Here is a 12,453-nt window from a genome sequence, read left to right on the forward strand (position 1 = left end):
TGTCGGCCGGGCCCGGCGTGCACACGATTTCGAGACGCATGCACGCGATCCTCGTCACGCGCGCATTGTCAGGCAGAACGGCCTAAGCCTAGGACGGCCCTTATGCAGAGGGCCATGGAGACGGCACCTGCGTCGGGCGTGCCCAGGCTCCGCTCGGCTGCGGGACGGGCGCGGCCGACCTTCGGGACCAGGTCCGCGGTCTCCTCAGCCGACTTCTGCGCAACCTCGGCAGCCACAGACCAGGCGTCCCTGAGGGACCTGCCCTCGACGGCCTGCGCCTCAAGCTCCTCGCCAAACGGAATCAACACATCGAGCATGGTCTTGTCGCCACGATGGGCACCACCTAGGGAGAGCATCCTCTCGTAGGCGGCCTTGACGGCCTTTGCGGCCAGACTTGCGTCGTAGGACTCGGCCTGGTCACCCACGACCTCGCCGGCAGCCTCGAGGGCAGAGCCCCACAGGACGCCAGAGGTGCCACCGGCCTTGGCTGCCCAGGCCCTGCCAGCCTCCTCGAGCACGGAACCTGCGGCAGCGCCCCTTTCGCGCGCGGCCTTGGCGGCGTCGGCGGCGAAGGTGGAGCCCTTCACCATGCCACGGCCGTGGTCACCATCACCGGCGACGCCATCTATCCTGGCAAGGTCGTCCTCGGCATCGACAATGGCGGCCTGCATGCGCGCGAACGCGTCGACGATGCAGTCCGCTGCGGCGTTCGAGGCCTCGGAGCCCTCCTCGAAGGTCTCGGCAGCCTCGACAGACTCGGCATAGACCTTGCGCTCGCCAGCAGCCATGGAGCTTGCGCCCTTGCGGAACGAGGCGGTGTCACAGGGGGCGCTCCAAAAGGTCTCGAGCTCATCGTCCAGAAACTCGACGGCAAGGGCGATACCCTCCATGTCGAGGGATGTCACGTATTCGCCCACCAGCGGCTCGACCAGCGTGTAGCCCCTGTCCTCGAGGAGCCCGCGCACGGTACCCCAGACCACGAAGAGCTCCTCGTACTTGGTGGAGCCCAGGCCATCCAGGATGACGGCGATGCGCTTCGAGTCGTCGGCAGGCGCCTCGGCCAGGACGCGGTCGACCAGGATCCGGGCAACCTCGGCGGCAGGCCTCAGGTCATCCTCGCCTACGCCAGGCTCCCCGTGGATACCCTGGCCGATCTCCATCTTGCCCTCGGGAACGTGGAACAGCGGTGCCGCCTCGCCAGGCAGCGTGCAGCCACGGAAGCCCATGGACATGGTGCGCGTGCGCTCGTTGGCCTTCTCGGTGATGCGGACGAGGTCGTCGAACGAGACGCCGGCTGCCGCAGCGGCACCGGCGGCCTTGAAGACCATGAAGGTGCCCACGTTGCCGCGACGCTTCTCCTTCTCTTCGGCCTTGGCGGCCGCGACGTCATCGGTGATGTAGAAGGAGCGGCAATCGACGCCCTCCCCAACAAGGCGGTCGCGGGCCATGTTGAAGTTCATCTTGTCGCCCGCATAGTTACCGCCGACGATGAAGATGCCCCTACCGTTGTCGACGGAGCGAGCGACCCCCAGGACGTCCTCGGTGGAAGGAGAGGTGAACACGTTGCCCACCACGGTCCCGTCCATGAAGCCATCGCCCACGATGCCGCAGAACGCGGGATAGTGGCCGGAACCACCACCGTTGATGACGGCGATCTTGCCTTCGGGCATCTTGGTCGCACGGGCGACCCCACCGGGGACCTCGACGACATAGTCAGGATACGCAGCGACATAACCCCTGAGCATGTCCTCGCGGAAGGTCTTGGGATCGTTGTAGAGCATGCGAGTCTCCTTTCGACTGGCTGAGAAGCGGTAGAACGGCACAGGGAGACGCTATCCCACCTACGCCGCTAGGGTTGGTACGCTACTGTTGGTCGGCGAAGTAGTTCTTCAGGCCCTCAAGCATGTACTTGCCTGCAAGGGCACCCTGGTCGACGATACCCTTGGCCTTGGCTGAATGGACGGCCGCCTTGCCGAACTTCGGGAGCATACCCTTAGTGGCCTCACAGCCCTCTTCGGCACCTTCGACGGCGGCGGTCAAAACATCTAGGAAACTGGCCGAGGCATCGGACTCAACCAAGGCAGCTGCCCGCTTCGCCCCCGCATCGACGGAATCTAGGATGGTGCGGTCGCCAAGCTCGCATTTGCCACGCTTCCTGATGCCGATGGCAAACTGGGTTACGTACGTGACCATGTCAGCAGGGACAAGCTCGGTCTTGCCCCTGAATGCCTTGCCAGCCTCCATGATGCCCGAAGACATCAGAGTTCCCATGGTAGAGGGTACGGTGTTCTGCATCTTCATGGCACCCTTGAGCATCATCTTGCCGATGTCACCCTCTCCCGTAAGGTCACGCAGGAAGGCAGGAAGAGCACCATAGCCCTTGCTCATCGTGAGACCGAGGTCACCGTCACCCATGACAGCATCCATCGCGCAAAGCTCGTCTCTTTTCTCGGCAAAGAGGATGCCGACATAGTCAAACATCTGCGGAATGTTTTCAATCGTAAGCTTATCCATCACTCAAGCCCTCCAAGCTCAGTGCCCACCAACCCCTTTGCGAGCGCACAAAGACTACTTCTGGCACAGGAAGGGGGTATCGATGGGGTAGTCAAAGTAACCCTTGAGCTCATCGTCGACCTTGCAGATGGAGATGGAGGCACCCATCATCTCCATGGAGGTGGCGTACTCTCCGGTCCAGGAGCGATAGACACCGATGCCCTTGGCCTCGAGCTGCTTGCGAACCGAGTTGTTGAGGATGTAGAGCTCCTCGACAGAGGTGGCTCCAAGGCCATTGACGAGCAGCGCGACCTCATCACCGTCAGCGAGAGGCATGTCGGTCAGAATCTCGTCCACAGACTCATCGGCAAGCTCATCTGCGGTCTTGACGGGGCCGTTCCAGACACCGGGCTCACCATGGATGCCCATACCGAATGCCATCTCGTCCTCGGCGAGCTCGAAGTTGGCATGACCGACCTCGGGGACGATGCAGGGGGTGAGCGCAAAGCCAACGGTGCGGACGTTATCGCCAGCCTTCTTGGCTGCAGCAAGGACCTCGCCTAGGGTGCCCATCTGGTCAGCCCTGGCGCCAGCCGCCTTGTACATGAAGAAGATCCCAGCGACACCACGGCGAGCCTCGGGATTCTTGTTCGAGAGGACGTCATCAGCGCCCACTATGGACCTGGCCTCGATATCGTCCATCTCGAGCATCTCGGCAGCCATATCGAAGTTCATGATGTCACCAGTGTAATTGCCGTACAGGAAGAGGACGCCGGCACCAGCCTCGACCTCAGTGGCGATGTTGTAAATCTGCTCGGCCGAGGGAGACTGGAACACACCGCCCACACCACAGCCGTCAAGCAGCCCCTCGCCAACATAGCCAAGGAAGAGGGGCAGATGGCCCGTGCCTCCACCAGTGATGATGGCGACCTTGCCCTCCTTCTTCTTGGCGGTACAGTAGCAGCGCAGGTCATTGGCCGCATACGTTACCTGATCCGGATGTGCGGCGTAGATGCCAGAGAGCATCTCGCCCACGTAGCTCTCGGAACTGTTGATGATTTTCTTCATGCTTGCAGTCCTCTCAACCAAGGAAGTAAACGATGTAGTTGGTGACCACGGTCAGAAAGAGGTAGACGGTCTCCATGTACTGGAAGGGCAGGTGCTCCTCTCCCTTGTACTTGGCCGTCCAGATATATCCGAGATAGAAAGCCGTCGCGATATCAATACCAACCATGTCAAAGTTCGGGCTCGGGAAGAGCCAGCGCATGACAACGAACACCGCGAAGAACGACATTCCTATGTAGAGGGACCACTTCTGGTCTCCCTTGATCATCTGGTTGTAATAGAGCAGCGCGTCCTTGTCGGTCCTGCCGTAGCGCCGTTTGGCCTCAAGCGCTGCGCGGACCACATACATGGAGAGTGCCCCCACAAAATACAGGACGGCAACAAGAGCTGTCGTGAGCAGAGTCCCTCCCACGAAGAGAACGCGGGCCGCCAGAACCCAGACGGCGCAGACGGCCGCGAGCTCAACAAGTGATGCAACACGTGATCCCGCGGACACCGGCTCCGGATGCCTGCGCTCAGAAACCTTAGGGAGCGAAAAGCCCTTGCGGTTGGCCTGATTCGGGGCGTTGCCCTCTGCCGACTTCTTCCTTGGATTCTTCTTACTCATCTCACAGCTTCATTCTTCTTGGCCGTCCATGTGTATCCGTCATCCAATCATGTTGTCAGAGGGCTCACCCCCCAAGGGGGTGAGCCATGATCATGAAGACGATTACGCATTGGGGAACTTGATCTCCTTCGGGTACTCCCACTTCTGAAGCTCCTCGACGGGGAAGGACTTGGGCTCCTGGCCGCCATTTGCAGTAAGGGCGTGGTAGTAGAGCTCGGCAAGCTCCTCGATGTAGCAGACCTTGAGATAGGCCTCGTCGATGTTGCCCTCATCAACGGCGACGGATCCATGCCCCTGGAGAAGGAGGACGTCAGCTTCCTTGACAGAGTCGACAACGGAGTCCGCAAGGGCGGGGGTGCCGGGACGGCCATAGGGAGCGACCGGGATACGAGCCTTGGAGCAGTTCAGGTTTGCGATCTCATAGACGACCGCAGGGATGGGCTTCTCGAGGACGGCGAAGGTTGTCGCAAACTGGGAGTGGGTGTGGGCGATTGCCCTTACGTCCGGACGGGTCTGGTAGATCTTGAGGTGCATCAGAGATTCCGAAGTCGGACGAAGTCCCGTCTGGTTCTCGACGACGTTGGCATCAAGATCCATGACGACCATATCGGGAACGACAAGGTCCTCGCGGTCAACGCTCGTCGGCGTGATGACCACGAGACCGGTCTCCTCATCACGGGCAGAGAAGTTCCCGGACTTATGCTTGCACATGCCTTCCCTCTGTGCCTGCTTTGCGACGTTCATGACCCTGAGCTTGAGATTCTCCAGCATTTGATACCTCCATCTAAAGGTGCTTCCCCTAAAAAAGGGACCGACAGGCGCACCCTGACACCTGCCGGCCTGGAACAGCTGCGCAGAGCGTTGTCCACGCCGGCCCGAACTGCCTTTCGCTTACTCGGCCTGTGCCTCGGCAGCGGCTTTCCTGGCCTTCCGCTCCTTGGTGAGGTCGTGATACATCAGAGCATAGCCGCCAATCCAGACAATCAGCATGCCCAGTGGCAGGACGTTTCCGTCCTGGACGGCAAGGAACTGGGAGAACGCGTAGGTAAACCAGGGGCCGTCAATCGAGGAGTTGGAGATGAGGCCGGAGGCACCCAGGGCGTCAGCGGCAACGGCACCCGTAGAGGTCGCGAGTTCGGAGATGAACGGGGCGAAAGCGGTGCCCACGAGCAGGAAGATGGGTACGCCGATGGTGGACAAGATGATCATGCGGGGCAAGTTGCCCTTAGTGACCAAGTAGGCAGGGACGGCCAGGGCGATGTTGACGATGCCGGCGAAGGGAAGAATCTGGTTCTGTGGGAGGATGAACGCAAAGAGGACGGTCACGGGGATGCCGTAGATGACCGCAAGCCAGATCTCGTTGGAGCCACCAAGGAACGGCCAGTCAAGACCAACGACCAGCTGACGACCCTCGAACTTGCCGTGCATGTAGTCTGAGACCGCCTCGGAGATCGGGGACAGCGACTCCATGAAGTACTTGGAGATAACGGGGAACAGCGTCAAGCACATGGCGCATTTGACGCCGAGGGTGAGGAGGGCGCCGAGGTCGTACTGGCCGAGGACGCCGAAGAAGCAGCCCAGAATGAAGCCGAGGACATGATTCTCCGCGAAGATACCGACCTTCTCATGCAAGGCCTCGGCATCGGCCTTGTGGTTGAGAGCCGGAATCTTACGGAGCAGCTTGTCGATCGGATAGTAGATTGCAGACAGGAAGACCATCTTGTGGGTGCAGGTGACACCAGGGATGCCGGTAAGCTCACAGATCTCGTCCGAGAAGAGGTCGGCTGTCTTAAGCTCGAAGGCAATCTGGATGGCGGCGATCACGAAGGCAAGAACGATGTTGCCGGTAAGTCCAACGACACCCACGGCCGTGAAGATCTTCCCCCAGACGTTCCAGAGGTCAGCGTTGAAGGTGTCGGTCTTGTTTGCGACGAGCATGATGATGTTGATGACGATCATCAGGGGGAACATCAGAATCGCATATGGCCAGGACCAGGCGATTGCCGCCATGGTTGTCCACCCACCGTCGAGGATTGGCAGGTTGATACCGATGTTCTTCAGCATTGCCTCGCCGACGGGCGAGATGATCTCACCCATATAGCTGATGAGCATCGACATGCCCGTGAAGGCCACGCCGAGCAAAATGCCGGAAGAGATTGCGTCCTTTGGCTTCATCCGGACGACGAGACCCATGACAATCATGATGATGGGCACAAAGACGGCTGCTCCCACCGAGCTTAGGAAGCCGTTAATCCATGCACTTGCGGCTGCGAAGTCCACGCTTCTCACTCTCCTTCAACCATGTTTCTTCTCGCTTGCCTACCTGTCGCGTCCACGGTCGCAAAAATCGACTCGAGAGAACACCTAGCCCCGGTAGCTCTTGATCGCATCGAGCAGCTTCTCGTACTGCTGCTTCTGGCCGACGCCAGTCAGAAACGCAATGCCATCGATGACAGGCAGGTCGTAGGTCTTCTTGTCCCTCACGATGGTGATGTAGGCGGCAGCATCCTTGAGATGGCGGTCGACGGACTTGAGGTCAACGGCCTCGACCTTTGCGTCGACCTTGTCGGCAGCAAGAAGACGATTGACCTTGGATGCAACCGTCTGGGAGGTGGCGACACCACTACCGCACGCAACGATCACCTTGACTGACATGTTCTCCTCCTTTTTGTGTTGCGGGCCCCTTTTGGCACGCACGGCTAAGCCAAGTGGTCAGACGCACTATTCGTGCGCCCATTCCATGCTGTTGAACGCTTCGAAGAATTCGTCCTCGGTCTTCGCAGAGAAGAGCGGATTGGCCCACTCGGACTTCTGGAAGTTGTGCATGAGAATCTGGAGCAGCTCGATATGCTCACCAGGGTCCTTGAACCCGAGCATGCAGACGAGCTTCACATCAAACTTGTTGTCTGGATCGGACATATCGCCCCACTTAACCGTATTCTTCAGGCGCACGGGGGCTATGAAGGGTTTGAGGATGGCGTCTGCCATGGTATGGGGAATGGCTATGGGATACGGCTCGACCGGAAGCGCGGTCGGATACTGCGCCTCACGCTCCTTGATGGTGGGAAGGTACCTCTCATTGACATAGCCCTTTTCCAGAAACCTGGCCCCCATGATGTCGAACACCTGCTCACAGCTCTTCGCGTCAAGATCGAGAGCGGTCAGGTCGCGCATGATGATTTCTTTTCCTAGCATGAAATGCTTCACACCCATTCCGCATCTACATGGTCATATGAACTGCTACGTGCTCAAGGACAGCCTATCGTCCACGAAACCGCCACACTAGCCAAAGGTCTTTCACGAGGAGGCGAAGCATATATACTGGTCGATTCTTTTTCATGTTCTTGTGAAGCCAGGTGGTCTAATGGTCCTCAGAGCCCCCACACCTGCGATCCGCGCGTCAGGACGGCAGACCCGCTCGATTCAACATCTTGGCAAGCTTCCAAAATGCGGGGCTACCTCTGTATGACGAGATACTCATAGCGTTCTATCAGGCTCGCGGCCTCAAGGGGATCGGCGGCCTTGCGCATGTCATCCAAAAACGAGTTCCTCGGCATCACAATCATGTCAAGGAGATCGGCAAACGCCTTCAGATGGGTCTTAACACATGCTACTGAATCACCCGATACTCGCAGCGCTCGATGACGGCCGCCATCTCCTCGGGCGTCTGGGCACGACGGAGCTGCGCGACGAAGTCGACCTCGGGCCTAAAGAGCATGTCCAGCAGGTCGGCAAAGGCCCTGAGATGCATCTTCGCATCCACGGCGCTCAGGGTGCACACGAACTCGATGGGGTCGTTCCCCTCGCTGCCAAAGGCCACGGGCGTCTCGAGCCGCACGAGGCTCATGCCCATCTTGATGGCGCCGTCCTCGGGCGAGCTGTGCGGGATGGCAAAGCCGGGGGCCAGCGCCATGTAGGGACCATGCTCCTCGGCTCCCCGTATCATCGCGTCCACATAGCGCGGCTCTATATAGCCCATCTCGAGCAGGGGCTGGGCTGAGGCGCGTATGGCCGAGCGCCAATTCTCGCACGCCACGCCCTTGCGTATGTGGCTCGCCGGCAGCAGCTGGTGCAGGTAGGGTGCGATGATCTGGTCTTCAAGCTGCTGGGCCTCCCGGAAGAAGCGTCGAACCTCAAGGCGCACCTCCTGCATCAGACAGTCATCGTCGGGCACGCGCCACCGCATGATGGGCTCCAGCCTGTCCAGCAGCTCCTGGGCAGAGAAGTGCTCCGGGTTGGTGTCGAGCAGCCGGACCGTGGACTCGATGGAGCTGAGCTTGGCATGGATCCCCTGGCACTCGCGATCGGTGAGAGGCAGCCGTATGACGATGTGTTCCACGGGGCAGTTGTCCAGGGGTACCGTCGAGATCACCAGATCCGCCTGGTACGTCTCTATATAGGGCACGTCATGGGCCGGCATCACCTTGACGATCCTGATGTCGAAGTGTCCCCGGAGATCCTCGGCGAGCAGCTGAGAGGTTCCTATGCCCCCGTCACACACCACCACGACACGAGGTCGCACTCCCCGATTCTTGCGTCGCTCCAAGGCGGCGCAGATGTGGAGCGCCACATACAGGATCTCGACATCCGTGATTGTGCGTCCCGCATACTCCTCGAGCGGACCGAGGTTGCGCCTCACCGCATCGATGACCTCGGGATAGTCGTTGATGACCTCCTCAAGGTCCGGACTCTGCGGGAAGCGGGACGGCTCGGTCGAGAACATCGACTCGAGATGGTTGGAGAGATACTCGAAGAGGTCGTAGTCGTGGTTGAGGTCGATGCCTATCTCGTGGGACATCCGCCGGATGAACGCGCGTGAGACCTTCTGAATCTGCATCGTATCGATGTTGATGTGCAGCTCGTTGTGGTACCTGAGCGTCCGCTTGAGCGCTGCGAGCGCCTCGACCTCACCCCTTCCCAGGCTGACGTTGCAGTACTGGGTGACAAGCTCTATGACGCTGCGCTCGAAGCCGTGGCCTGTCGCGCATGTCTTTGCCGTCTCGCCCGCGCATCCCTGGCGCCCCTCGAGAGCGGCACCCTTGCGTACCCTGTCCACGGCAATGCACAGATGGCTTGCAATGATGCCAAAGCTCTGATCAGGCATGTTGATGCCATGAGCATGGCACTGCTCGTTGAGGATCTTTCGGATGACGATGGCGTCTTCCTTGACATGCTCGTTCTCGGGGAAGTGCATCCACTGATCGACGACAGGGGTATGTCGGCAGATGAAGCCCGTCAGAAACACCCGTCTGAGCTCCTCTGGCCCCTCGACCATCAACCCGTGGCTCGACTTCGAAACCACCCGCAGGCCCGCCTTCACCACAAGGGCCTTTATGCCGTCAAGGTCATTGAGGACGGTCGCACGGCTCACCGAGAAACGCTCGGCGATCTCCGCCAGGGTCACATAGTCCATCGAACCCACGAGGATTGCGGTGCTGAGTTCCTTGCGCTCCTCGCTTGACATCTTGTAGGCAAAGGTGTCCCGCACGGGAAGCCGACCCATGGCCTGCGAGAAGTCCTCGGGCCGCCGAATGACACCGCCGCGCAGGAACTCGAGCTGGCCCAGCCCCTCCTTCCCGAGGAAGTGGTTCAGCGACTTGATGTCGTTGCGTATCGTCCGCTCAGATACGCCAAACTGCTTGGCCAGGCTCGCGAGGCTCCATTCGTCACCAGGGCGAGAAAGCCTCTGCACTATCAGAAACGTTCGCTCATTCACGACACGTCAGCCCTCCCCGAGACACGCGCGATGGCATCGCGACGAGAACAGGGGTCACAGACGCGCGGTGATGTAGAGCATGGGCGCCCTGCCGGTTGGTCGCCCTCGACCACTCGGGCGGTCAACCACCCTGTGGGTACCGCGCGCGGGCGCAAAGCGCTACACGCCCTGCGCTGCCCCTCCCTACCTACGGTAACCCATGGAATCAGCATCCGTTAAGCCAAAAGGGCTTCACTCATGTGTGAAGTCCTTTGACATGAAGGAGGGCCGACGCCCCTCGGCATTCGCCGCAAGGATGTCCTCGAACGCCTGTGCCACGGCATCGTCCCGCGAGAGGCCTATGTGCCAGGCGGCAGCCTGCTGCACGCTCTCGTCGGCATTGGCGACGGCAACGGAGTTGGGCAGGGCCCGAATCATCGAGAGGTCGTTCTCCGAGTCGCCGAAGGCGCAGGCTTCCGTGGGATCTATACCCAGCTCGTGCGCGATGAGCAGGACCGCGTCGGCCTTGCTCCAACCCAAAGCACTGACGTCGATGACCCTTGCCACCAGACTTGGCATGACAAAGCCCAGCTCTGGGACGCGCAACCGCAGGAGGTCGCGCACCTTCGTCATCTCCTGGCGGCTGCAGGAGCACTGGAGGTTTGCCTTCACGTAGCTGCCTGTGGGAACGCGGGGAAGGATGCACTGCGTGTGCCCGTCCCAGGTATCCGGTGGGTTTGCGAGGAGGCGGTCGGGATGGGGGCTCACCAGGCTCACATGGGCGGGGTCGGTAAGGCCATAGAGCGCGAGCCAGACGTTGAGGCACTCGCCATCGAGAACGTCCACCACCTGCTGCAGGAGCTCAGACTCGATGGCAACCCACTTCACGGTGCGCCCATCGACGCGCACGACCTGGCCGTTGGCGAAGGCCCCCGTCGCGTAGCATGTCTCATCGTCCCCGAACATCCAGCTCATCGCCGCCGGGACCCGTCCCGTCACCGGTGCAAAGTGCACACCCGCCACCTGCAGGGCACGGATGTCCTTGAGGGCGCGCGCACTGGCACGCGGTGCCCCAAAGGGAATGAGCGTGTCGTCGAGGTCGCTCAGCACAAGCTTGATCATGACATCATACCTTTCGACGACGAGTCCCTTCGATGGGCGAATGGGGCCATGCACATCCCAAGGGCATGGTAGCGGAACGGCCAGCACCCCACCATTCTGACGTACCTGTCCCTCTCGATATCATCCACCTGCGTGAAGCCTCCCAAGCCTAGTGCGACAACGAGAAGGGTGACCTGGAATCGCCCGACCCCGCAGCCCTATTAGACCGAGACAACACCTCGCCCGTTACAAAAGTGTAAGCAAGCGGCCACACCGCTCCGCTCTTACGAGCCAACCCATAGTATGAGAAAGCATCCGCATCGCGCAGCGCTGTACCGCATTGCCGGACGGCATGCCGTTCTAAGGAGTTCTCATGAGCAAGAACATCACGCGCCGCGAGACCATGGGCCTCTTGGGACTGGCCACGTTCGGCCTTGCCGGCTGTTCGGGCGCCGGATCCACGAGCGGCACGGACAAGACCTACAAGATCGGCGTGCTCCAACTCACGGAGCACGACGCCCTCGACAACGCCAACAAGGGCTTCGTGAAGGCATTGGACGAGAGCGGCATCACGTACACCATCGACCAGCAGAACGCCCAGAACGACCAGTCCGCCTGCCAGACCATCGCCACCAAGCTCGTGAACGATGGCGACGACCTCATCCTGGCCATCGCCACGCCCGCCGCGCAGGCCGTGGCCGGTGCCACCACGGACATCCCCATCGTGGGCACCGCCATCACCGACTTTGCCGCCTCCGGCCTCGTGAGGGACAACGACAAGCCCGCCACCAACGTCACGGGCACCTCGGACCTCACGCCCGTCTCCGACCAGTTCGACCTGCTCGTGCAGCTCTTCCCCAACGCCCAGGACGTGGGCATCCTCTACTGCACCGCGGAGTCCAACTCCGACGTGCAGGTGCAGCTCGCCGAGGAGGCGGGAACCAGCCACAACCTCAGGACCAGCCGCTACTCCGTCTCCAGCTCCAATGAGATCCAGCAGGTGGTGGAGTCCATGGTCGGCAAGGTGGACGTGCTCTACTGCCCCACCGACAACACCGTCGCCGCGGGCATGCAGACCGTATCCATGGTCGCCAACGACAACAATCTCCCCACCATCGTGGGCGAGCAGGGCATGGTGGAGAACGGCGGCCTAGCCACCTACGGCATCGACTACGAGCAGCTGGGCAGGATGGCCGGCGAGATGGCCGCCAAGATCCTCAAGGGCGAGTCCAAGCCCCAGGACATGGCCATCGAGCACGAGGATGCCAGCGAGTGCGCCCTCGTCACCAACAAGGCGACGGCAGACAAGCTGGGCGTGGACCTCTCCGTGCTGGGGGACACGCAGACACAGGTCTAGCGAGCCGCCGCCGCAATGCAGAGTCCCTGGTGCCATAATCAGACAGGCCGACGGTCGCGCGCCCCTCGGCCTGTCCTCCTTTTTGAGGAACCACGACCAACACGCAACGGAGGGAACGCCATGTCACGGAGTATG

At 60.8% G+C, this 12,453-nt stretch carries 11 protein-coding genes; 1 reads left to right on the forward strand and 10 read right to left on the reverse strand.

Annotated elements, in window-relative coordinates; genetic code table 11:
• Positions 1–68: 68 nt before the first annotated feature.
• The 10 genes from J2S71_RS00315 to J2S71_RS00360 form a co-directional block, all read right to left on the reverse strand.
• Positions 69–1,781: a dihydroxyacetone kinase family protein gene (locus J2S71_RS00315; RefSeq protein WP_307388032.1), complete on the reverse strand. Its 1,713-nt coding sequence runs from the start codon at positions 1,779–1,781 to the stop codon at positions 69–71.
• 82 nt (positions 1,782–1,863) lie between these two features.
• On the reverse strand, positions 1,864–2,514 hold the full coding sequence (locus tag J2S71_RS00320; protein WP_307388034.1) for a dihydroxyacetone kinase family protein: 651 nt from the start codon (positions 2,512–2,514) through the stop codon (positions 1,864–1,866).
• A gap of 54 nt (positions 2,515–2,568) precedes the next feature.
• Positions 2,569–3,561, reverse strand: coding sequence for a dihydroxyacetone kinase subunit DhaK (locus J2S71_RS00325; protein ID WP_307388036.1), 993 nt, complete (start codon positions 3,559–3,561; stop codon positions 2,569–2,571).
• 13 nt (positions 3,562–3,574) lie between these two features.
• On the reverse strand, positions 3,575–4,165 hold the full coding sequence (locus J2S71_RS00330; protein WP_307388038.1) for a hypothetical protein: 591 nt from the start codon (positions 4,163–4,165) through the stop codon (positions 3,575–3,577).
• A 102-nt stretch (positions 4,166–4,267) separates the two neighbouring features.
• Positions 4,268–4,936 (reverse strand): class II aldolase/adducin family protein, encoded by a 669-nt coding sequence (locus tag J2S71_RS00335; protein WP_307388041.1) that lies wholly within the window; start codon positions 4,934–4,936, stop codon positions 4,268–4,270.
• Positions 4,937–5,056: 120 nt separating this feature from the next.
• Positions 5,057–6,445 (reverse strand): PTS galactitol transporter subunit IIC, encoded by a 1,389-nt coding sequence (locus tag J2S71_RS00340; RefSeq protein WP_021726679.1) that lies wholly within the window; start codon positions 6,443–6,445, stop codon positions 5,057–5,059.
• An 84-nt stretch (positions 6,446–6,529) separates the two neighbouring features.
• Positions 6,530–6,820 (reverse strand): PTS sugar transporter subunit IIB, encoded by a 291-nt coding sequence (locus J2S71_RS00345; protein WP_021726642.1) that lies wholly within the window; start codon positions 6,818–6,820, stop codon positions 6,530–6,532.
• 66 nt (positions 6,821–6,886) lie between these two features.
• Positions 6,887–7,339, reverse strand: coding sequence for a PTS sugar transporter subunit IIA (locus tag J2S71_RS00350; protein ID WP_232204502.1), 453 nt, complete (start codon positions 7,337–7,339; stop codon positions 6,887–6,889).
• A 436-nt stretch (positions 7,340–7,775) separates the two neighbouring features.
• The gene (locus J2S71_RS00355) at positions 7,776–9,881 is read right to left on the reverse strand and encodes a BglG family transcription antiterminator (RefSeq protein WP_307388044.1); all 2,106 of its coding nucleotides are present in this window, start codon (positions 9,879–9,881) and stop codon (positions 7,776–7,778) included.
• A gap of 231 nt (positions 9,882–10,112) precedes the next feature.
• Entirely contained in the window at positions 10,113–10,982 is an 870-nt protein-coding gene (locus J2S71_RS00360) for an HAD family hydrolase (protein ID WP_307388045.1), read from the reverse strand.
• Between the two features lie 352 nt (positions 10,983–11,334).
• Here J2S71_RS00360 and J2S71_RS00365 point away from each other — a divergent pair, with 352 nt between their 5' ends.
• Positions 11,335–12,318, forward strand: coding sequence for an ABC transporter substrate-binding protein (locus tag J2S71_RS00365; protein ID WP_307388047.1), 984 nt, complete (start codon positions 11,335–11,337; stop codon positions 12,316–12,318).
• The last annotated feature ends 135 nt before the right edge of the window (positions 12,319–12,453 follow it).

Source organism: Olsenella profusa DSM 13989 (assembly GCF_030811115.1).
GTDB lineage: Bacteria > Actinomycetota > Coriobacteriia > Coriobacteriales > Atopobiaceae > Olsenella_F > Olsenella_F profusa.

Coding starts and splice junctions, on each gene's coding strand:
- J2S71_RS00345 (WP_021726642.1), bottom strand. CDS start 6,820: ATGTCAGTCAAGGTGATCGTTGCGTGCGGTAGTGGTGTCGCCACCTCC.
- J2S71_RS00320 (WP_307388034.1), bottom strand. CDS start 2,514: ATGGATAAGCTTACGATTGAAAACATTCCGCAGATGTTTGACTATGTC.
- J2S71_RS00365 (WP_307388047.1), top strand. CDS start 11,335: ATGAGCAAGAACATCACGCGCCGCGAGACCATGGGCCTCTTGGGACTG.
- J2S71_RS00315 (WP_307388032.1), bottom strand. CDS start 1,781: ATGCTCTACAACGATCCCAAGACCTTCCGCGAGGACATGCTCAGGGGT.
- J2S71_RS00335 (WP_307388041.1), bottom strand. CDS start 4,936: ATGCTGGAGAATCTCAAGCTCAGGGTCATGAACGTCGCAAAGCAGGCA.
- J2S71_RS00325 (WP_307388036.1), bottom strand. CDS start 3,561: ATGAAGAAAATCATCAACAGTTCCGAGAGCTACGTGGGCGAGATGCTC.
- J2S71_RS00350 (WP_232204502.1), bottom strand. CDS start 7,339: ATGCGCGACCTGACCGCTCTCGATCTTGACGCGAAGAGCTGTGAGCAG.
- J2S71_RS00330 (WP_307388038.1), bottom strand. CDS start 4,165: ATGAGTAAGAAGAATCCAAGGAAGAAGTCGGCAGAGGGCAACGCCCCG.
- J2S71_RS00360 (WP_307388045.1), bottom strand. CDS start 10,982: ATGATCAAGCTTGTGCTGAGCGACCTCGACGACACGCTCATTCCCTTT.